This is a genomic window from Geobacter sp. 60473 (assembly GCF_036323535.1).
Taxonomy (GTDB): Bacteria; Desulfobacterota; Desulfuromonadia; order Geobacterales; family Geobacteraceae; genus Geobacter; species Geobacter sulfurreducens.
On record NZ_AP028967.1, the window covers coordinates 720,248 to 741,330 of the forward strand.

Below are 21,083 nucleotides of genomic sequence, written 5' to 3' on the forward strand. Positions count from 1 at the left end.
ATTGCCGGTGTTGGTTTGCTGAATATAGTTCTCCGGGCAATGACTACAAGACTGATGGCTGACAGGTCAGAGCCGTGGCTTCGCCGGGAACGATCCCATCTCAGGGGAGAAGGGGGTCGAGGAGTACAGCGATCAGCGTGCTGACGGCGCAGAGGATGCCGCCCCAGCAGATGTCGACGGTCGCCATCTTTATGGGCCACTCCCGGAGAGTGGCGCGATTGGTGAGATCATAGACACTGTAGACCACGAGCCCGTAGAGAAGTCCCCAGCAGAGGGCCGAGGCCACCGGACGGGCCGGGTCAACCCGGGGGAGGGCGAAGAGGACGATTCCTCCCGGCAGGGCCAGGTAGACCCCGGCCGCAGCCGGGAGGCGCGGTTTGATGGCGTCTCCTTCGCGCCGGGCCAGGTCCCCCAGTTCCCGGAGGTAGAACCCCTGCATGAGGCGGCCGAGCCAGAGGTAGTCCAGCAGGAGGAAGAAGGGGAGGAGCGCGAGAAAGACAAGGAGACCGTGAGTCATGGCTGCCTCCGGAAATAGTTTGCCGCCCCGACCAGCAGCGGAGTCATGACTCCCCAGCCGGCAGCCAGGATCAGCATGGCCCCGGTGGTCGGCAGCGCCTCGGTGGCCCCGAGCCGGGCACCGCTGTAGTAGGCCAGGGGGCCTCCCACTGCCCCGAACAGGGCGGCCAGGAGGTACCTGCTCCGCAGCCATGCCAGGGAGACGTTCAGGGTGGTGGCGAAGTTGAGCCAAAGTGCCACCATCCACAGGGGGCTGAAGGGGCGGGGAAGGAGATGCGCCAAGGGTAGAAAGACCCCGCCGGCAACGAGGGCGGTATCGAAGAAAAACCCGAGGACTCCCGTGGTCAGAAGGAGTTTCGTCTCTCCCGGCCGATTATCGGTCAGGGCCAGGTGGATGGCGACCACCAGGGCAACCGCCGCCGGCCCGAGCCAGTGCCGCCCCGCGGCCGCCCCCAGCACCGCCGCGAACCAGGCCCCCTGGAAGAGCGCCACATTGAGAAGGTTTCTTCCCACCTATACCCCCGGTTCCACCATGCAGCCGGGTCGGGCGTAGACCACCTGCTCCACGCCGGTGAACCGCTCCGCGAATCCCCCTTCGCAGTAGGCGAGATAATAGTCCCACATCCGGATGAACCGGTCGTCGCAGCCCATGGCCCGGACGGCGTCGAGCCGTTTGTGGAATGCCCTGCGCCACTCCTGGAGGGTCCGTACATAGTGGTGAGTCAAGTCCTCCCGGTGGACGAGGCGCAGGTCGGTGACCGCTGCCACGGCCCGAGCCATGGCCCCCGGCGACGGACAGCACCCGCCGGGGAAAATGTAGCGGTTGATGAAGTCCGGGGTTTTCAGGTAGCGGTCGTAGATCCGGTCCGGGACGGTGATGGCCTGGATGAGTCCCATGCCGTCGGCCTTGAGCCGCCGGCAGCAGACAGCAAAAAAGGCGGGGAGGTGACGGTGTCCCACCGCCTCGATCATCTCGATGGAGACGAGCCGGTCGAACTCTCCGGTCAGGTCCCGGTAGTCCCGTTGCAGCAGGGTGATGCGATCGTCCAGGCCGGCCTCCCGGATCCGTTCGGCCGCCAGGGAGAACTGCCGGCGCGAGATGGTGGTGGTCGTCACCCGGCAGCCGTAGTGCCCGGCCGCGTGGATGGCAAAGCCTCCCCAGCCGGTGCCGATTTCAAGAAGCTCCATGTCCGGGCAAAGGTGGAGCGCGCGGCAGATCCGGTCGAACTTGGCGACGGAGGCCTCCTCCATGGTGCTGTCGTTCCGCTCGAAGATGCCGCAGGAGTAGGCCATGGTGGGATCCAGAAAGAGTCGGTAGAAGTCGTTTCCCAGGTCGTAGTGGGCGGCGATGTTGCGCCGGCTCCCCCGGCGCGTGTTGTCGTTCAGCCGGTGGAGGAGCCGCCGGAACGGGGCGATCAGCCTCGTCGTCGCTCCTTCCAGGCGCTCCTGGGCATCCTGGTTGCGTACCATGATCCGCACCAGTGCCGGCAGGTCATCGCAGTCCCATTCGCCGTCCATGTAGGACTCGGCGGCGCCGATGGTTCCTCCGATGGCGGTCCGGCGGTAAAAGGAAGGGGTGTGGACCCGCACCAAGGCCGAGAGGTCGGACCGGGAATCGCCGAATTCCATGCGCTGGCCGCTGTCCAGCAGGGTCAGGTGGCCGCTGGAGATGGCTCCAAGGCTTTTCTGCAACAGAGACCGGGCCAGGCGCTCCATGGGGCCGGCCGGCCGGATTACGGCGTCGGGATAGCCACTGCAGGTCTGCTCGGTAGTCCTCATGGGTGGTAGGCCCCTTTCGTGATGGTGAGTTTTTCCGGATGGGGGCAGAACGGAACCCCCTTTCGCCTGATGCGCAGGGCCTGCCAGTAGATGGCGGTTATGACCCGTGCCGTCATCCAGGGCCAGCGTGCCAGGGCGCAGGCAAGGTTCTTCCCCGTCAGGGGGCGCCGTTCCAGGTCGAGACGTGCCGAGAAGACGGTTTCTCCGTGCCGCTCGTTCTCCATTTCAACCGCCAGGGTTTCGCCGGGAGCGGTGAAGCGCCAGGTGTAGCGGATATCCATGGGCATGAAGGGTGAGACGTGGAACTCCTTTTCCAGTTCGAACAGGTACCATTTCCCCTCCCGGCGGGCGTTGCGGGTATCCAGTGCCCGCACGTACTCCTCCCCCCAGGGGGTGTTGTGAACCTCGGCGACTATGGCGTCGAGCCGCTGTCCGTCGGCGGCGAAGCAGTAGTAGATGCTGATGGGGTTGAAGCAGTATCCCAGGTAGCGCAGATGGGTCAGAAGGCCGATGGGGCCGGGGGGGCGGAAACCGAGCTGCTCCTCGGCCAGGTCACGTACCGCCGTGTCAAGGGGGCCTTCCCGGCGCAGGTGGTCGGCGCGCCGGAAGCTGGCCCAGGTGGGGCCTTCCACGGACCAGAGCAGGCGGTTGGCGAAGACCAGCTCCAGTTCCGCCAGATCCAGGTAGACCATGAAGAGGCTGTAGCGGAACTCGTTGACAACCGGGGCATTTCTTCGATGTTTCACCGTGCCGTCGTAGAGTGCGCTCCGGGCAACCGGGGCCATCTCCAGCGCCTTGAGGCAGGCCGTATCCCACGGGGGGCAGGCACCCATCTCGGTCGTGCCCATCAGAGGCCCCTCCCGAATCGGCGGCAGACCGCCAGGGCGCTGTTGAGCCCATCCTCGTGGAAGCCGTACCCCCAGTACGCGCCGCAATACCAGGTGCGGTTGGTTCCGCTGATCTCGTCGCGGCGTTTCTGGGCCTCGAAAGCGGCCGGAGAATAGACCGGGTGGTGGTAGGTGATCCGGCGGATGATCCGCTCCGGAGCAATGGCCTCTGTCCCGTTGAGGGTGACGCAGAAGTCAGTAGACGTTGCCAGGGACTGTAATCTGTTCATCCAGTAGGTAACAAAGACCCCGTCCCGCTCTTGCCGTGGAATACGGCAGTTCCAGCTGGCCCGGGCCTTGGGAAGACCAGGGAGCAGACGGCTGTCGGTGTGGAGCACCGTATCGTTTCCCTGGTACGGGATGGCGGAAAGGAGTTCCCGCTCGGCGTCGGAGGGGTCGGTCAGCATGGCAAGGGCCTGGTCACTGTGGCAGGCCAGGATCACCTGGTCAAAGTACTCGGTTTCGCCTCCCCGAGTCGTCACCGCCACCCGGTCGGGGAAGCGGCGTACCCGGTCCACCGGCGTGGAGAGCCGGACCCGGTCCCGGAAGGGCCGTGCCAGCGGTGCCACATATTCCCGGGACCCCCCGGCAATGATGCGCCAGCGGGGCTGGTCAACCACGTTCAGGATGCCGTGATTGGTGAAAAATCGGACAAAGGCCGCGGCGGGAAACATTGCAAAACGCTTGGGGTCTGCCGACCAGATGGCCGCCCCCATGGGAACCAGAAAGTTCTCCACGAAGGTGTCCGAGTATCCGCGGTTTTTCAGGTAATCCCCCAGGGTCAGGGTCATGTCGTGGGAGTCGTAGAGCTCCCGTGCTTCCCGATTGAAGCGGACAATCTCCCGCAGCATCCGCCAGAAAGGACGGTTCAGGAAGTTGCGGCGCTGGGCGAAGAGCGTGTCCAGGTTTGTGGCACAGTACTCCAGTCCATTCCGTTCACTGGTGACCGAAAAGCTCATGACGCTCGGTCGGGACGCGACGTTGAGCCGTTCCAGGAGCCTGATGAAGTTGGGATAGGTCCGTTCGTTGAAGACGATGAAGCCGGTGTCCACGGCAAGGGTGGTGCCGTCCAGGGGGACGTCCACCGTGTTGGTGTGCCCCCCCAGGTAGTCGTTGGCCTCGAAGAGGGTCACCCGATGATCGTCGCAGAGCAGATGCGCCGTTGCCAGCCCCGCAATGCCGCCACCGATAATGGCGATGTTCATGATGCACCATTCTTTCGCGTGGTGTTGGTTTCGCGGATGACTCGTTCGGGATCGAACCCCTGTCGCCGAACCCGTTCCATAATGGCGGCATACACCTCGTCGTCCATAACCGGCGTACGGCTGAGAACCCACAGATACTTCCGGTTCGGGGTGCCCACCACGGCGTATTCATAATCCTTTCCCAATTCGATGATCCAGTAGTCCCCCCGGAAGGGCCAGAAAAAGGAGACCTTGAGCCGGGCGTTGGAGGCTTTGTCAACCACCCACGCCCGCCCCTTTGCCCGGCGGATGTCCCCATCCTCCACATCGCGGCAGCTGTTCACCACGTCGATATCGCCGTCCTGCCGCAGCGCGTAGTGAGCGTTGCTCCCCAGGCACCCCTTCTGGAAGCTGTTGGGGTAGCGGGCGATCTCGTACCATGTGCCCACGTAGCGGTTCAGATCGACATATTCAACCGTCAGGAGCGGGGGGGATGCCGATGCGGCCATGGCGGCGCGACAGGCGAATCCGGCCGCAAGAATCGTGGCGACTGCCAGTATGAACAGGGTTTTCATGAAGTCCTCCCCTCATTCATGACGATGCCTTCTGACCCACTTGTCCAGCGATATGACCGGCAGCACCACGGCTCCCGCCAGCATTGCATAGAGCCATGCCCTGCCGTCGAGAGGGGCAGTTCCGAAGACCGCCTGGAGCGGCGGCAGGTAGATGAAGCACGCCTGCAACAGCAGCAGGATGCCGATACCGATGAAGATGGCCGGATTGCTGAAGACCCCCTGGGAGAGGAGCGAATCCCGCAGCGATCGGCAGTTGAGGAGATAAAAGACCTGGGTGAAGGTGATGCTGGTCACGCACATGGTCTGGGCCTCGGCCAGGGCCAGGGCATGGCGGGCCGCCGTAACCGGTTCAGGACCCACGATCCGGAAATATTCCCAGAGGAAGAGGCCGCAGCCTCCGGCGGCCATCAGGATCGCCACGACAATGAGCCGCGCCACGATGAAGCCGGAAAAGACCGGTTCCCCGGGGGAGCGGGGGGGGCGGTGCATGGCGTTGGGCTCCAGGACCTCGAAGGCCAGGGGAATCGACAGGGTGACGCTCGCCACCAGGTTGATCCAGAGGGTCTGGCTGGGGGACATGGCCATGAGGAGCTCGTTGACTCCCTCGACCCGCACCGTGGGGAAGAAGAACATGGCGACCGACAGGGTGCAGGCGAGCCCCAGGTTGGTGGGGAGGACAAAGGCCAGGGACCGGACCAGGTTGTCGTACACTCGGCGCCCCTCCTCAACCGCCGCGGCGATGGAGGCGAAATTGTCGTCCATGAGGACCACCTTGGCCGCTTCCTTGGAGACCGCCGTCCCCGTGATCCCCATGGCCACGCCGATGTCGGCCCGCTTGAGGGCCGGCGCGTCGTTGACCCCGTCGCCGGTCATGGCCACCACGTATCCCCGGGCCTGGAGGGCCTCCACCAGCCGGATCTTGTGCTCCGGCGCCACCCGGGCGAAGACGTTGGTGGCCAGGGCCACCTCCTGCAGTTCCGCGCCGGAGAGCCCGTCCAGGCGACGCCCCTCCATGGCGGTCTGATCCGGTTGCAGGAGCCCCAGCTGGCGGCCGATGGCCTCTGCCGTGACGGGATGGTCGCCGGTGATCATCTTCACGGTGATGCCGGCGCCGTGGCATTCCCGGATGGCGTCCATGGCCTCGGTGCGGGGGGGGTCGATCATGCAGAGAAGCCCCGCAAAGGTGAGCCCTCCGGCCACGTCCTCCGGGGAGATATCCTCAGCGCGGTCCGCCTCTTTGGAGGCGCAGGCGATCACCCGCATCCCCTGGCGGGCATAGGTCTCCATGGCCTCGTGAATCCGGCGCCGCTCCGGCTCCGACAGGACGCAACGATCGAGGACGATTTCCGGCGCCCCCTTGAGGAGAATCCGGTGTCCCCCCTCCATCCGGTTCAGGGTGGCCATGAATTTGGTGTCCGACTCGAAGGGGATCACGTCCAGGCGCCCGTGGCGGCCGCGCAGTTCGTGGTCGTCCAGTCCCCCTTTGCGTCCGGCGACCACCAGGGCCGCCTCCGTGGGGTCGCCGGTGATGGCCCAGCCGTCCCCTTCGGGGCGCAGGGCGGCATCGTTGCAGAGGAGGGCGATGGCGAGCAGCTCCTCCAGGGTGGGCGGCAGTGCTGCCAGGCGGATGCCGTCATGCTCGATCTCCCCCGCCGGCTCGTAGCCGATGCCGGAGAAGCGGTACTCGTGGCCGTCGAGCCATGCCACCTGAACCGTCATCTCGTTGCGGGTGAGGGTGCCGGTCTTGTCGGAGCAGATGACCGAGGTGGAGCCGAGGGTTTCCACCGCCGGCAGGTGGCGGACAACGGCGCGGCGGTCGGCCATGCGCCGGACGCCGATGGCCATGCAGATGGTGATGACCGCCGGCAGCCCCTCGGGGATGGCGGCCACGGCCAGGGAGACGGCCACCATGAGGGCTTCCCCCACGGGGGCATCCTTGATCCAGATGCCGAAGGCGATCAGCACCGCCACCACGACCACCACCGCAATGGTGATGCCGCTGCTCACCGTGGCCAGTTGCCGGGTGAGGGGGGTCTCCAGCCGGCTCGTCTGGTTGAGGAGGGCATTGATCCGCCCCAGCTCCGTGCTGTTCCCCGTGGCCACCACCACTCCAGTGGCCGTCCCCTGCACCACCAGCGTGCCGCTGTAGGCCATGCAGACCCGGTCCCCCAAGGGGGCGTCGGGCGCCACCGGATCGGTCTGCTTTGCCACCGGCAGGGATTCGCCGGTGAGGGCCGCCTCCTCCACCAGCAGGTTCTTGACCCGGATGAGACGCAGGTCGGCCGGCACCTTGTCGCCGCTTTGCAATGTCACCAGATCCCCCGGGACCAGCAGGTCGGCGGGGACCGCCACGGCGCGCCCCTCCCGCAGGGACGTGGTCGCTTCCGGTATCATGGCCGACAGGGCTTCGATGGCCTTGCCGGCCCGGTATTCCTGGATAAAGCCGATGATGGCGTTGATGAATACCGCACCGAAGACAACGGCAGCGTCGGTGGGCTTTCGCAGGGCGAGGGCCAGGGCGCCGGCGGCAACGAGGAGCCAGCCGATGGGGTTGTTGATCTGGCGCCAGAAGAGGAGCAGGGGGCCGTCCCCCCCCTTGCGGAGCAGGGTGTTGGGGCCGAGGCGCCGGAGCCGCTCCGCCGCCTCGGCGGCCGTCAGCCCGTCGGGGCCGGTCTCCAGCCGCGCCAGGACCTCCTGCTCCGGCGAGGCATGCCACGGAAGCCCGCCCGGTTCGGTCCCGGTAGTACTTGATGTGTCGTTCAGTCTGGTATGAAGCTGCAAACAGGGACCTCCGATTCCAATGAATTATATCAACGGCCTGACTTCAACCACCCTGAACCAGGCGGCATGGGTCACGGCATTGCCGGTCCCCGGACCGACGAGGGTGTCGGCGTTCTCCTTGATGTGGGCCAGCATCTCACCCTCCTCTTCGGTCCTGATCAGTTCCAGGGCCAGCCGCACCCCACTGAAACCCGGCGTCCCCGCCTTGAACAGAAAAGAGGCGTGGGGATTCCGGGCGATGTTGCGGAAGGTGCGGCCATCGGTCATCCCCCAGACCAGGGTGGTTTCGTCGATGACGTGGGGGCGGGCATAGACGGCGGTGTTGACGTTGCCGTCGGGGGCGGCGGTGGCCATGACGCCGAGGCCGGGTTGCTGGAGCAGTTCGGAAAGGTTCATGGAGCGTTCTCCTCCTAAGCTAAGAGGCTGTGGGAAACCTCAGGTTGTTCAAAAACAGCCCGCAAAACCCCTCACCCCCGGGGCGGCAGGGGGAAGAAGGGGCTCGTGCGGCGTTTGTACTCCTCGAAGTCGGGCCGTCCCTCGTAGTGCTTCTCCAGCATGGGGATGCCGGATACCTTGAGGATCAGCACCGTGATGGCCAGGGGGCCGATGACGGTCCACCACCCGCCGGGAACCGCAAGAACCATGAGCCAGATTCCCCACCAGAGGGTCACCTCGCCGAAATAGTTGGGATGGCGGGTGTACCGCCAGAGTCCGCCGGTCATGAGCTGCCCCTTGTTTTCCGGATTGCGGATGAAGCGCAGCAGCTGCAGGTCCCCCACAGCCTCGAACAAGAAGCCGGTGAGCCAGATGAAGAAGCCCAGGCCGTCCAGCCATCCGAGCGGTGTCGGCGGCGCGGCGTTGACGAAGATCACCGGCACCGCCACCAGCACCAGGAGCACCCCCTGGAGCATGAATACCTGGAGGAACGAGCGGAGCACGAACCAGCGCCCCCACTCCTCCCGCCACTGCCGGTAACGGGGATCCTCCCCCTTGCCCCGGTTGCGGGCATGGATGTGAAGGGCGAGCCGCACCCCCCAGGCCAGCACCAGGAGGGAGACCAGGAGGCCCCGGGGGGCGTACTGGCCGCCGGCCACGAGGGAGACCGCCGCCGCCAGGATGAACCCGAGCCCCCAGGCTACGTCGGCAATGTCGTTGCGCCCCTTCAGCCGGGAGGCAACGAACCAGCCGGTCATAGAGGCGAGCACGAATCCGGCGGTAGTCAGGAGAATCGCCGTCACAATGCTGCCCCTCCTTCCTTCCCCCCTCCACCCTCAAGGATGGAGCGAATTCTCAGGGCCGCCACCCGGCAGACCGCCAGGTAGGGGGCCGCCGGCAACGGGACCTCGAAGACCACCCGGCACCGCTCCTGCCCCAGTGGCTCCACCCGGTGGCCGGTGGCGGGGATGCCGGCAACCGACCAGCACCAGCGCCGCCCCGGCTCGAACTCGGTGACCCGGAAGGGGAGCCGCAGGCCGACGACCGTCCGTACCCATCCGATGGTGCCGGGGCCGATGAACCGCTCCGGGCACTCAACCCCGGAGACCGATGGCCCCCACTCGGTCCAGCGCCGGGTGTCGATAAGCAGTTCCCAGGCGGCCGCAGCCGGGGCCCGCACCTTAACGGCCGTTTCCATGCCTCTCTCCCATGAGGAGCTTCCCGATACCGTTCGCCGGTTCCCAGTGGCGCAGATGCCAGAGCAGATAGCCGGCCATGGCGAAATTCCCCAGGGTCATGATAAGGATGAACCAGAAAGCCGCCCGCCCAATGCTCCGCTCCCGCCAGGCCACCCAGAGCCAGAAGAAGAGAAATCCGAAGTAGGCATCGGCCAGGGTGGCGCGGAACCAGGGATCCGGCCAGAGGAGGCGGGTTGCGGTGACCACGTCCTCGTGAATGGAGGCGGTGACGGTCACGAAGAGCATGACGGCCAGCACAATAAGGCATATGGCAGTCAGGAGGGCCTTCATCTCAGCCGCTCCCCAGGAGGTCATTCTTCAGCGTGTCGTCGATGGGCCTTCGGCCCAGCCAGATGCCGAAGTAGGCTGCCGCGAAATCGGCCCCTTCGATGGTGATGAGCGGCGTGCCGTTCAGGGTGAGCTCCGTCCCCCGGCCGGGGAGGTAGGTGAGGGCGTACCGGTCACCGGGCTTCACGTCCCGGTAGGCGGCGTTGATGCGGTCGATGCGGCTGCGCAACCGCGCCAGCTCCTCGGCGGCAAGGTTGCGCCTGAGCACCGGTTCGGCCCCCTTGCCGAAATCGCCTCCCTTGATTGACACCAGGTAGCTGATCTCCAGCCGCTTCGGTACATCGGTCAGCACCCGCTGGGGAGGGACTCCCTCCGGGAGATAGAGGGCCGCCACGTAGGCCTTGATGACCTTGAGGTAGCGAAGCAGGGCGGCATTGTGGAGGGTAAGGGTAGCATCACCAGCCTGAATCCGTTCGACAAAGGTCACCCCCTGGACGATCCGGCCGTGGGAAGCGGCGAGCGGTGTCAGGGCGAAGCAGAGAAGGCAGAGGATAAAGATGGATGCTTTCATGGGCGGCTCCTGTGATCACTCTGGATTCTAACAGTCGCCGGTGTATACGCAAGCGGGGGCGTGGAAAGTTGCCGCAGCCGTGCGGAGCGCTGCCGGTCTGCTATAGTTCTGGGGATGGAATTGTTCCATCCGGGTAAGCTGGGATACCGTGCCAGAATAGCGGCTCGGTGGATATGACCACGGATGTGGCAGCCGGGGCCACGGTGCCGGCCACGCTGAGGCTCATGAATGAACACGCGATGGGGATGATCAATGAAATTTCTGACAGTAAGGACGATGTTGGCAGGAATACTGGCGGGGCTTTTGCCGGCCTGCGCCGGTGAGCGTCCCGCCAGCCTGGGGGCGAGGGATGGGAGGCTGTCCCCCTGCCCCTCATCCCCCAACTGCGTATCCAGCCAGGAGTCCGACGATCGGCACCGGATCGCCCCCTTGGCGTTCACGGGGGATCCCGATGCGGCCTTCGCGCATCTGAGGCAGGTCCTGGAAGCCCGGGGCGACACGACCATCATCGAGCAGACGGGGGAATACCTGCGGGTGGAGTTGCGCACCACCTTCTTCGTGGATGACGGCGAGTTCCTCCTGGAACGGGGGCGGCGGGTCATCCACGTCCGTTCGGCCTCGCGTCTGGGCTATTCAGACTTGGGTAAAAATCGCGGCAGGATGGAGGATATCCGCCGTGCCTTTTCCCCGGCGGGGTCCGCACCATGAACAGAATTGTGTCGCTCGTGGAGCACGGGATGCTTCCCGACGCCGTCATCCGAAGCGGCATCCGGCGGCTTCTGATGAAGCGGCTGCAGGAAGAGGAGCGCGGCGACACAGAGGCGGATCGAATGCGTCAACGGGAGTTTTTCGAGCACCTGCGCCGCAGTCCCCTGGCGGTGGCAACGGCTGCCGCAAATAAGCAGCACTACGAGCTGCCTCCCGACTTTTTCTCCCTCGTTCTGGGGCCTCGCCGCAAGTACAGCTGTTGCCTCTATCCCCCCGGCGTCGATGACCTGGCCGCCGCCGAGGAAGCAATGTTGCGGCTCACCTGTCAACGGGCCGGTCTGGCCGATGGCATGGAAATCCTCGAGCTTGGGTGCGGGTGGGGTTCCCTGACCCTCTGGATGGCCGAGCACTATCCCGATGCCCGCATCACGGCGGTTTCCAACTCAGCGCCCCAGCGGCAGTTCATCCAGGGGGTCTGTCGGGGCCGGGGCTTCGGTAATGTGAGGGTCATCACTGCCGACATGAACGATTTCACCATTGAGAGGACCTTCGACCGGGTCGTATCGGTGGAGATGTTCGAGCACATGCGCAATTACGCTGAGCTTCTGCGCCGCATCTCCAGTTGGTTGAAGGACGACGGGCGGCTTTTCGTTCACATTTTTTGCCATCGGAATCTTGCTTACCTGTTCCAGACCGATGGAGAAGACGACTGGATGGGGCGATACTTCTTCACCGGCGGCATCATGCCGTCTGATCATCTCCTCTTCTATTTCAATAACCACCTGGCGGTTGAGGATCACTGGCGAGTTGGCGGCCGCCATTACCAGCGGACCTGTGACGACTGGCTTAAGCGTATGGATGCCGAGCGCCGGAAGATCCTGGAGATTTTCTGGGATGTTTACGAAGGTGAAGCCCCGGTCTGGTTCCAGCGTTGGCGGGTGTTTTTCATGGCCTGCTCCGAGCTCTTCGGGTATGGCGAAGGCAATGAATGGTTCGTGTCCCACTATCTTCTCAGGAAGAACGGGACCGGTGCCTTGTGCGGAAGCCGAAAAAAATCCCTGTCCTTTTCTGGAGAGTGTAAGTGACTGTCGAGATTCTGCTCGTGCTGGGCCTGGTGCTCTCTGCGGTGATCCTCTTCGCCACGGAGCGCATTCCGGTCGACATCGTCGCCCTCATCCTCATGGCCACGCTCCTTCTCTCCGGCCTCATCACCCCGGAAGAGGCCATCGGCGGATTCAGCAACCCGGCCACAGTCACCGTGGGGGCAATGTTCATACTATCGGCGGGTCTCTTCAGGACCGGGGCGGTGAACCTGCTGGGAACCACCCTGGCCCGGCTGGGAGCGGTGAGTTTCTGGCTGGTTCTGGTAGTTATGATGCTGGCGGTGGGGGTCCTCTCCGCCTTTATCAACAACACGGCTGCAGTGGCCATTTTTCTTCCCATTGCCCTGGGAGTGGCTCGGGATACGGGGGTATCGGCCGGCAGGCTCCTCATGCCACTCTCCTTTGCCTCCATGTTCGGCGGGGTGTGCACCCTCATTGGTACCTCCACCAATATCCTGGTCTCTTCCATTGCCGGCCGTCATGGCCTCGAACCCTTCGGCATGTTCGAGATGAGCGGCCTTGGTCTCATTTTCTTCGCAGCAGGGAGTGTCTACATGCTGCTGGTGGGCGTGAGGCTCATTCCCGAGCGCAAGGGGGAGGAGGACCTGCGAAGGCTCTTCGGTATCAGCGATTACCTGACCGAGATCGTGCTGGAACCGGAGGCCCGCTCCGTGGGATCGGTGCTGGCCGATTCACCGTTGCTGCAAGATATTTCGATCCGGAGCGTGGAGGTATTCAGGGACGGGACCCTCCTCGATGAGCCCATCGACCGGATCGTGCTCCAGGCCGGCGATCATCTGAAGGTCCGCTGCGATCTGGAGAATTTCAGAAAACTCAAGGAGCGGCGCGGCATCGCCCTGCGACAGGATTCGGGCCGGCTGCCGGGGGAGGAGGCTGTCCTGGTGGAGGCGGTGGTGGCTCCGGGGTCCACCCTGGACGGCAGAAGTCTCAAGCAGGCTCGGTTCCGTTCCCGGTACGGCCTTACGGCGCTTGCGGTCCGCCACAGGGGGCGGTTCATGAGGGAAGATCTGGAAATGATGCAGCTGCGTGCGGGCGACGTTCTTCTCTTCGAGGTGGAACAGCACCACCTGGACCATCTCCGGGAGGACAAGACCTTTGTTCTGGTCTCCCAGGTTGAGCTCCCCGTCTTCCGCAAAAGCAGGATGGTCACTGCTGTTGCCATCGTGGCAGCAGTGGTGGCTGCCGCGGCAACGGGGCTGGTTCCCATCGTGGCCGGAGCCATCGTTGGGTGCATCCTGATGGTTCTGACCCGTTGTCTGACTCGCGATGAGGCCTACAGCGCCATCAACTGGCAGGTGATCTTTCTCCTGGCCGGAGTTCTCACCCTGGGGACTGCCCTGGAAAAGAGCGGCGCGGCACGACTCCTGGCGGGCTACCTGGTTGAGACGGTGGGGGCATGGGGGCCCGTGGCCCTGGTCTCGGCCTTCTACCTCGCGACGTCGCTGCTGACCGAGATGATGTCCAATAACGCGACGGCAGCCATGCTGGCTCCCATCGCCATCGCGTCAGCCGAGGCATACGGGGTTGATTCCCGCCCGTTCCTCATGGCCATCACCTTTGCCGCTTCGGCCAGTTTCATGACCCCGGTCGGCTACCAGACCAACACCCTGATCTATGGGCCCGGCCAGTTCAGGTATGCTGATTTTCTGCGAGTGGGAACGCCACTCAATATTCTTTTCTGGGTTCTGGCGACGATATTCATTCCGCGCTTCTGGCCTTTTTGACGGGGAGAACTGCCCATGGACACCTTGATGGAACTGATTGGAACAGTCAGGCAATACCTTGAAATTCCCATTTTGAAGCTCGGCGGCTCCCCGGTGACCCTCTGGGCCATCATTCAACTGGTGGTGCTGGTGGCGCTTCTCTTCTACCTCTCGGGCAAGCTCCGGACCTGGATCGTTGAGCAGTTCCTCACCCGGACCAGGATGGAACTGGGGGCCCGCCAGGCCACCGGCTCCATCATTCGCTACACCATCATAGCCGTCGGTTTCATCGTTATCCTTCAGACCGCCGGCATAGACCTCACCGCCCTCAACGTCCTGGCCGGCGCCGTCGGCATCGGCGTCGGTTTCGGCCTCCAGAACATCGTCAATAACTTCGTCAGCGGCATCATCATCCTCTTCGAGCGTCCGATCAAAGTGGGGGACCGGATCGTGGTGGGCACCGTTGAGGGGGATGTGGTTCATATCGGCGGCAGGAGCACCACGGTGGTGACTAACGACAACATCACCATCATCGTGCCCAATTCCAAGTTCATCACCGAGAATGTGGTGAACTGGAGCCACAACGAGCGGAAGGTCCGGTTCCGGATTCCCGTGAGCGTTGCCTACGGCAGCGATGTTAACCTGGTGGAGCGGCTACTCCTGGAGGTGGCTGCCGCCAATGCCGACGTGCTGGAAAAGCCGCCACCTGCCGTGCGTCTCATGGAATTCGGGGACAGCGGACTCAACTTCGAGTTGAGGGCCTGGAGCACTACTCTCATCCATCGGCGCGGACTTCTTACGAGCGCCCTCAATTACGGCATTTACAAGGCATTCACAGAAAACGGCATTGAAATACCATTTCCCCGGCGCGATATTCGCATATTGAATGACGGGATGGTCAACCCATCATAATGATTGTGGATTTGAGTTGCACAATGGCCGTGCTGAGGGGGGGGCATGATCACGCAGATCAAAAAATTTGAAAAAATGATTATTTTCTCACTGGTAGTCATGATGGCACTGGTTCTGTTTCTTGCAACGCTTGAACTGGCCTGGATCATCGTGAAGGATATCGTTTCGCCCCCCTTTCTTCTCTTGGAAATCGATGAATTGCTGGAGATTTTCGGTCTGTTCATGCTGGTTCTGATCGGGATTGAATTGCTGGAAACCATTGCGAAAACCTATCTGGCCCAATCAACCGACCATGCCCGGATCGTGATGGCAGTTGCAATCATTGCAATTGCCCGAAAGGTCATCATTCTCGATGTGAAGGACCTCTCGGGCCAGGTCCTTTTGGGGATAGCGGCAATAATTCTGGCGCTGAGCATCGGCTATTACCTGATACGGGGCAGGTCGGGCGGTTTGGAGAGGGAAGGGGATACGCCATCTGAGCCTGAGCGGTTGTAACCGTTGGGGTGAGTCATTATCTGTTGCCGTTGGCAAGGCGCGACGGGGAACAGCATTGCGGAGAAGGGTTGTGAGCGGAGCAGGTACTGAATTGAGACAGTCTTCAAAGCCAAAACGCTATGCAGTGGTCACGGGTGTCGCGTGGACCCTTGCCGTGGGCATCTCGCTGGTCACGAGTTTCGTCCAGGAACGGAATGCGAGCCATGAGGCAGCGCGGGTGGACGCCAGAGCCCAGTTCGAGAAGGACATCGTGTACCGGCGCTGGAATGCCGGTCACGGCGGAGTATATGTGTCAGTATCGGAGCGTGCCCAGCCCAATCCGTGGCTTGCCGGCCAAAAGGACCGGGATGTGGAAACCACCACGGGGAAGCGGCTCACTCTCATCAACCCAGCATATATGACACGACAGGTCCACGAGCTCAATTTCGAAAGTTCGGGCATCCGTGGCCACATCACTAGCCTCAGGCCCATTCGGCAGGCCAATGCGCCTGACAAGTGGGAAACGCGGGCACTGGAATCCTTCGAGCGGGGACAGCAGGAATTCTCCTCGGTCGAAGTAATGGACGGCGTACCCCATCTTCGCCTGATGAGGCCGCTGATGGTGGAACAGTCCTGCTTGAGGTGTCATACCGGCCAAGGCTATGTAGTGGGGGGCGTTCGCGGCGGTATCAGCGTTTCGGTTCCCCTTGCGCCCTATTCGGCCCTAGCCCGGAAAAAGATGGTCGCAACGGGCGCGGGTCATCTGACCTTCTGGGCCGTGGGGTTGGGGGGCATCATCCTGGCGTCGCGCCGGATCGCCCGCGACGATCGGTCACTTCTCTTGCAGCAGACTCGGCTTGCCGAAAGTGAAGAGCGCAACCGGCTCCTGTCAGAGGTGGCCCTGGAGGGGATCGTTATCCACGACAAGGGCGTCGTTCAGGATATGAACGCCAGGTTCGCAAAACTGTTCGGCTACACGCGGGAGGAGTTGGAGGAAGTAAACGTGATATCCCTGCTGTTCCATCCGGATGATATCGACTCCATACTCGATAAGATGAACAGGGCACATCCCGAGCCCTACCAGGTGCGAGGAGTGAAAAAGGACGGAACGGTCTTTGATGTTGAGATCGAAGGCTACAATCTGCAGTACGGGGACAAGTCCGTCAGGGTCGTGTCGGTGCGGGACATCACCGAGCGCAGGCGGGCCGAGGAGGCCCTGCGCGAAAGCGAGGCGCTCTTCAGGAATCTGTTTGAGCACCATGCGGCCGCCAAGCTGATCATTGATCCTGCCACCGGTGCCATCGTAGACGCCAATAACGCGGCAGTGAGCTTTTACGGCTGGTCCCGTGAGCAGCTCAGGGCCATGAATATCCGGGACATCAACATGCTTTCGCCCGAGGAGCTGGCGAGCGAGCTGGAAAATGCCAAAAAAATGGAGCGGATCCATTTCTTTTTCCGTCACCGACGGGCGGACGACTCCTTCCGTGACGTGGAGGTGTTCAGCAGCAGGATCGAGGTGAAGGGAAAGGAGTATCTGCACTCCATCGTTCACGACGTCACCGAGCGCAAGCGTGCGGAGCAAGAGCTCGTTCTCGCCAAGGAGCAGGCAGAATCCGCCAACAGGGCAAAGTCGGAATTCCTCGCCAACATGAGCCATGAGATCCGTACTCCCATGAACGGCGTGGTCGGCATGACCGGTCTGCTGCTGGAAACGGGGCTCGCGGACGAGCAGCGGAGATATGCCGAAATAGTCAGGACCAGCGCCGAATCGTTGTTGCAGGTCATCGACGATATCCTCGATTTTTCCAAGATCGAGGCCGGCAGGCTGGAGATGGAAACCATCGGTTTCGACCTGCGCACCCTGCTTGATGACCTGGCGGAATCTCTGGCGTTCAAGGCGAATGAACAGGGGTTGAGGTTCACCTGCCTGCTCCGGCCCGAAGTGCCCCGATTCCTGATGGGCGATCCGGTCCGGCTGAGGCAGGTCCTGGTCAATCTGGCGGGGAATGCGCTCAAATTCACCCACCAGGGCGAAATCTCCGTGGAGGTCGGCTCCCTGACGGAAACGGACGACTCGGTCAGGCTCCGCTTTGCCGTGCGTGATACCGGCATCGGCATCCCGCCGGAGAAAACGGAGCTTCTGTTTGAGAAGTTCACCCAGGCGGATGCGTCGATTACGCGCAAATACGGCGGCACCGGCCTCGGTCTGGCCATCTGCAAGCGGCTGGTGCAGATGATGGGCGGAGAGATCGGGGTTACCAGCCGGCCCGGCGCGGGCTCCGAATTCTGGTTTACTGCTTCCTTCGGCATACAGCACCTCCGGGACTCCTCTCCGGAGCCGGACGGCGGTGACGGTCCGCTGCAGCAGCTGCGCGATCTGGGGCACGACGACGTCCGTATTCTGCTGGTTGAAGACAACGCCACCAACCGGCAGGTGGCTCTTGGGATCATGAAACGGCTCGGCCTGCGGGGCGATGCCGTGGCCAACGGCGCAGAGGCGTTGGACGTGCTGGCAACGACTCCCTACGACTTGGTTCTGATGGATGTTCAGATGCCGGTTATGGACGGGTTGGAAGCAACCCGCCGTATCCGCGATGTCGGGTCGCCGGTCCTCAACCACGAGATTCCCGTCATTGCCCTCACTGCCCACGCGATGAAGGGAGACCGGCGCAAGTGCCTGGACGCGGGCATGAATGACTATCTTGCCAAACCGATCTTCCCTGACGCACTGGCCGAGATGCTGGTCAAGTGGCTCCCTCGTCGCTGCCGGATTTCAAACAGCAGCGACGGGGAACGCGCGAACGCGGTGCCGGCTGTGCCTGATGGAACGCCCGTCTTTGACCGGCCGGGCCTGGAGTCACGGCTCATGGGAGACGAATCACTGGTGACGGAGGTCATTGCTGCGTTCCTGGCGGATATGCCCGATCTGATCGGACGGCTCAGGTCAGCGGTGGCTGACGGCGAACCGGCAACCGTCGCCCACTGGGCCCATACCATCAAGGGGGGGGCCGCCAGTGTGGGGGGAGAGCGGCTGCGGGCGGCCGCGGAAGCTATGGAATATGAGGCTGTTGCGGGAGACATGGGCGGTACCGCCCGCCGCATGAACGTGCTGGAAGACGAATTCGGCCGCTTGTGTGAAGCCATGAGACAAGACTACGTCAAGGAGTGACGCCTATGCGGATTCTCATCGCCGATGATGATGTAACCTCGCGCACTATGCTGACCGGACTGATGAAGCGGTGGGGCTACGACGTGGTGGAGGCGATTGATGGAGCGCAGGCTTGGGAAGAGCTGCAAAAATGCGATGCCCCCAAGCTGGCCGTATTAGATTGGGTCATGCCCGTCATGGACGGGGTGGAGGTGATCCGGCAGGTCCGTGCCCGGTCAGCTGAACATCTGCCCTACATTCTCCTGCTCACGGCCAAAAACGGTACTGACGACGTAATCCGCGGGCTCGATGCCGGCGCCGACGATTACGTGGGCAAACCGTTCAGTCTCGGAGAACTGCGCGCCCGGATCCAGGTGGGCCGCCGCACCGTCGAGTTGCATTCGAGACTGCAGGAGACCCAGGAGGCCCTGAATCACCAGGCTACCCACGATCCGTTGACCGGCGTCATGAACCGGCGCGCGATTCTCGATCATCTGGAAAAGGAGCTGTCCCGGATCAAGCGGGATGGGGGAAGCCTGAGCATCGGCATCCTGGATATCGATCACTTCAAGCGGGTAAACGACCGTTACGGCCATCAGACCGGAGACGAGGTGCTGTGCGGCTGCGTCGGGGTGCTGGGGGGGGTGCTCAGGGACTATGACCTGCTGGGTCGGCTGGGTGGGGAGGAATTCCTTGTGGTAGCCCCGGGCACGGGAGAAGATTGCGGGCATCTCTATGAGCGGCTCCGGGCTGCCATCGCTTCGACGAAGTTCACCTCCAGGCTCAAGCCGGTGTCCGTCACCATAAGTATCGGCGTTGCCGTGTGCGACGGCACCACCTGCCTGGACGATCTGCTGGCCGCGGCCGATGGCGCCATGTACCGGGCCAAGAGATCGGGCCGCGACCGGGTGGTTCAGGCGGAATCCCCCTGACCGGTCGAACCGGTTGGACTCGTTGCGGGTCCGCTGAAAGTCTCAGCCTCTTTTGAGCTTCCGTGGGAGTTCGTACTCTCCGTCGACATCTGTCGAACCGCCTGGTTCAGTGAGAGAACGTCGATTTGTTTTCCATATTTCCCCTGTCAGCCGGCCCGTTGGGCCAGATCCTGGACCACGCCGGCGGACAGCTCAAGGGCTGACTCACCGCCGTCGCCGGATAGTCCGGCAGGTTCTTGACCTGACTCAGGCCCATGAGAAGCACCGCCGCCGAGGTGACCCCCCCGATGGCGGGCCGGGAGAGGGAGCTGACCACTAAACCGGCCCGGACGGTGCCCAAAAGCAGTTGCAGCATGCCGGTCAGGAGGGCGAGTTGCAGGGCTGCGGCCACATAGCCCGCCGAAGCCGGCGGGGCTGTCGGGAGTGGGGAAGGCTGCTGAGGTGGTGAGTAACCGGCGGTACTAATCCCTGGGTTTGATGACTCCTGTCTCCGCCGCCGCCCTTGCCACTGCTTCAGCAACGGCCTGGTGGACGTTCCGGTTGAGTATGCCGGGAACCAGTTCACCCTCTTCGGCGTGTGAGGCGATGGCCTTGGCCGCGGCAATGAGCATCCGGTTGTTGATTCTGCTGGCGCGGGCGTCGAGGGCTCCCCGGAAGATACCGGGGAAGGCGAGGGCGTTGTTGATGCTCTTGCCGTCGGCGGCAAAGGATGCCCCGGCCGTCATCGCATCCTGCGGTTTAATCTCGGCATCAGGATTGGAAAGGGCCAGAATCACCTGTCCCCGCTGCACCATCTCAGGCTTGATCAGTCCGGGGCACCCGGTGGTGGCGATCACCACCTGGCCGCTCTCCATGACACCAGTCAGGTTCGTCGGTTCTCCTCCCAGCGTCTGCAGCATCTCCATGGCGCCGGGATTGAGATCGGTGCCGACCACTTTTTTCACCCCGTAGGCCATGAGCAGCTTGGCGATGCCGGTGCCGGCCGCCCCCAGGCCGATGATTCCGATCGTGGCATTCTGCAGCCTGGTGCCGGTGAAGCGGGTGGCGTTCAGCAGTGACGCCAGCACCACCACCGCCGTGCCGTGCTGGTCATCGTGCATGACCGGAATGTCCAGCATTTCCGCGAGCCGCCGCTCGATCTCGAAGCAGTCCGGTGCCGCGATGTCCTCCAGCTTGATGGCCCCGAAGGTGGGAGCCAGATGCCAGATGGTGTCCACGATATGGTCCGCGTTCTTGCTTCTGAGCAGGATAGGGACGCCGGAAATCCCCACGAGGTGGTCGAAAAGGACCGCCTTCCCCTCCATTACCGGCATGCCGGCCACGGGGCCGATGTCCCCCAGGCCGAGGATGGCGGTGCCGTTGGTGACGATGGCCACGGTGTTGCCGATGGCGGTATAGGTGTCGGCGAGCCGGGGCTTCTGCTGGATCTGGCGGCAGATGGAGGCTACCCCCGGGGTGTAGATTTTCCGCACATCGCCGATGGTCTTGATCTCAACCCTGCTCCTGACGGCAATCTTGCCCCCTTCGTGAACCTGCTGCACCCGGTCGATCACCTCTTCCACGATGACCCCCTCAACGGCGGCAACGGCTTTGAGGATCATCTCCAGATGCTGGTCGTTGTCCACGTAGACGGTAATCTCCCGGATGTTGTGGGTAAGCCCCGAGCTGATCAGTCGTATGTCGCCGATGTTGCCCCCTTCGGAGCCGATGGCGGTGGTCAGGCGCCCCAGGTAGCCGGGCTGGTCGGTGATCATGACCCGAAGGGTCTTGACGATCTTGTCGGAGCCTTTTTCGATATTCATTCCCTTTGATCCTCTCTGATTTGACG

21 protein-coding genes are annotated in these 21,083 nt (G+C 63.2%); 7 read left to right on the top strand and 14 right to left on the bottom strand.

The window, feature by feature from the left end; translation table 11 throughout:
* Window positions 1-100: 100 nt before the first annotated feature.
* From AABA48_RS03195 to AABA48_RS03250, 12 genes are all read right to left on the bottom strand, one after another.
* Complete coding sequence (locus AABA48_RS03195; RefSeq protein WP_338271091.1) at window positions 101-517, bottom strand: DUF2177 family protein; 417 nt, start codon at window positions 515-517, stop codon at window positions 101-103.
* Entirely contained in the window at window positions 514-1,029 is a 516-nt protein-coding gene (locus AABA48_RS03200) for a DUF2878 domain-containing protein (RefSeq protein WP_338271093.1), read from the bottom strand. Before AABA48_RS03200 ends, AABA48_RS03195 begins: the two co-directional genes overlap by 4 nt.
* Window positions 1,030-2,295: an SAM-dependent methyltransferase gene (locus tag AABA48_RS03205; protein WP_286352076.1), complete on the bottom strand. Its 1,266-nt coding sequence runs from the start codon at window positions 2,293-2,295 to the stop codon at window positions 1,030-1,032. It abuts the gene before it with no gap.
* Complete coding sequence (locus AABA48_RS03210) at window positions 2,292-3,143, bottom strand: DUF1365 domain-containing protein (RefSeq protein WP_286352077.1); 852 nt, start codon at window positions 3,141-3,143, stop codon at window positions 2,292-2,294. Before AABA48_RS03210 ends, AABA48_RS03205 begins: the two co-directional genes overlap by 4 nt.
* On the bottom strand, window positions 3,143-4,387 hold the full coding sequence (locus tag AABA48_RS03215) for an NAD(P)/FAD-dependent oxidoreductase (protein ID WP_338271096.1): 1,245 nt from the start codon (window positions 4,385-4,387) through the stop codon (window positions 3,143-3,145). Before AABA48_RS03215 ends, AABA48_RS03210 begins: the two co-directional genes overlap by 1 nt.
* Complete coding sequence (locus AABA48_RS03220; protein WP_338271098.1) at window positions 4,384-4,941, bottom strand: lipocalin family protein; 558 nt, start codon at window positions 4,939-4,941, stop codon at window positions 4,384-4,386. The genes AABA48_RS03215 and AABA48_RS03220 overlap by 4 nt, the downstream gene beginning before the upstream one ends.
* Window positions 4,942-4,953: 12 nt before the next feature.
* On the bottom strand, window positions 4,954-7,722 hold the full coding sequence (locus AABA48_RS03225) for a cation-transporting P-type ATPase (RefSeq protein ID WP_338271101.1): 2,769 nt from the start codon (window positions 7,720-7,722) through the stop codon (window positions 4,954-4,956).
* A gap of 24 nt (window positions 7,723-7,746) precedes the next feature.
* Window positions 7,747-8,118 (bottom strand): pyridoxamine 5'-phosphate oxidase family protein, encoded by a 372-nt coding sequence (locus AABA48_RS03230; RefSeq protein ID WP_338271102.1) that lies wholly within the window; start codon window positions 8,116-8,118, stop codon window positions 7,747-7,749.
* A 71-nt stretch (window positions 8,119-8,189) separates the two neighbouring features.
* Window positions 8,190-8,960, bottom strand: a complete 771-nt coding sequence (locus AABA48_RS03235) for a DUF1295 domain-containing protein (protein WP_338271104.1) — start codon at window positions 8,958-8,960, stop codon at window positions 8,190-8,192.
* Complete coding sequence (locus AABA48_RS03240; protein ID WP_338271105.1) at window positions 8,957-9,355, bottom strand: SRPBCC family protein; 399 nt, start codon at window positions 9,353-9,355, stop codon at window positions 8,957-8,959. Before AABA48_RS03240 ends, AABA48_RS03235 begins: the two co-directional genes overlap by 4 nt.
* Entirely contained in the window at window positions 9,339-9,686 is a 348-nt protein-coding gene (locus AABA48_RS03245; RefSeq protein ID WP_338271106.1) for a DUF1475 family protein, read from the bottom strand. The genes AABA48_RS03240 and AABA48_RS03245 overlap by 17 nt, the downstream gene beginning before the upstream one ends.
* Window position 9,687: 1 nt before the next feature.
* Window positions 9,688-10,254, bottom strand: coding sequence for a chalcone isomerase family protein (locus AABA48_RS03250; RefSeq protein WP_338271107.1), 567 nt, complete (start codon window positions 10,252-10,254; stop codon window positions 9,688-9,690).
* Between the two features lie 252 nt (window positions 10,255-10,506).
* On the opposite strand from AABA48_RS03250, the gene AABA48_RS03255 reads away from it, so the two are divergent.
* The 7 genes from AABA48_RS03255 to AABA48_RS03285 all read left to right on the top strand — a co-directional run bounded on the left by AABA48_RS03255 (window position 10,507) and on the right by AABA48_RS03285 (window position 19,255).
* The gene (locus AABA48_RS03255) at window positions 10,507-10,962 is read left to right on the top strand and encodes a DUF1499 domain-containing protein (protein ID WP_338271108.1); all 456 of its coding nucleotides are present in this window, start codon (window positions 10,507-10,509) and stop codon (window positions 10,960-10,962) included.
* Complete coding sequence (locus tag AABA48_RS03260; protein WP_338271109.1) at window positions 10,959-12,047, top strand: SAM-dependent methyltransferase; 1,089 nt, start codon at window positions 10,959-10,961, stop codon at window positions 12,045-12,047. The genes AABA48_RS03255 and AABA48_RS03260 overlap by 4 nt, the downstream gene beginning before the upstream one ends.
* On the top strand, window positions 12,044-13,810 hold the full coding sequence (locus AABA48_RS03265; protein ID WP_338271110.1) for an SLC13 family permease: 1,767 nt from the start codon (window positions 12,044-12,046) through the stop codon (window positions 13,808-13,810). Before AABA48_RS03260 ends, AABA48_RS03265 begins: the two co-directional genes overlap by 4 nt.
* 15 nt (window positions 13,811-13,825) lie before the next feature.
* The gene (locus AABA48_RS03270; RefSeq protein WP_338271111.1) at window positions 13,826-14,701 is read left to right on the top strand and encodes a mechanosensitive ion channel family protein; all 876 of its coding nucleotides are present in this window, start codon (window positions 13,826-13,828) and stop codon (window positions 14,699-14,701) included.
* A gap of 45 nt (window positions 14,702-14,746) precedes the next feature.
* Window positions 14,747-15,196, top strand: a complete 450-nt coding sequence (locus AABA48_RS03275; protein ID WP_338271112.1) for a phosphate-starvation-inducible PsiE family protein — start codon at window positions 14,747-14,749, stop codon at window positions 15,194-15,196.
* Between the two features lie 91 nt (window positions 15,197-15,287).
* Window positions 15,288-18,344: a PAS domain S-box protein gene (locus tag AABA48_RS03280; protein WP_286352091.1), complete on the top strand. Its 3,057-nt coding sequence runs from the start codon at window positions 15,288-15,290 to the stop codon at window positions 18,342-18,344.
* Window positions 18,345-18,349: 5 nt separating this feature from the next.
* Window positions 18,350-19,255: a GGDEF domain-containing protein gene (locus tag AABA48_RS03285; protein ID WP_286352092.1), complete on the top strand. Its 906-nt coding sequence runs from the start codon at window positions 18,350-18,352 to the stop codon at window positions 19,253-19,255.
* 106 nt (window positions 19,256-19,361) lie between these two features.
* On the opposite strand, the gene AABA48_RS03290 is transcribed toward AABA48_RS03285, so the two are convergent.
* Both AABA48_RS03290 and AABA48_RS03295 read right to left on the bottom strand, forming a co-directional pair.
* Window positions 19,362-19,646, bottom strand: a complete 285-nt coding sequence (locus AABA48_RS03290; RefSeq protein ID WP_286352093.1) for a SulP family inorganic anion transporter — start codon at window positions 19,644-19,646, stop codon at window positions 19,362-19,364.
* A gap of 70 nt (window positions 19,647-19,716) precedes the next feature.
* Entirely contained in the window at window positions 19,717-21,057 is a 1,341-nt protein-coding gene (locus AABA48_RS03295; RefSeq protein ID WP_324311112.1) for a malic enzyme-like NAD(P)-binding protein, read from the bottom strand.
* Window positions 21,058-21,083: the final 26 nt, after the last annotated feature.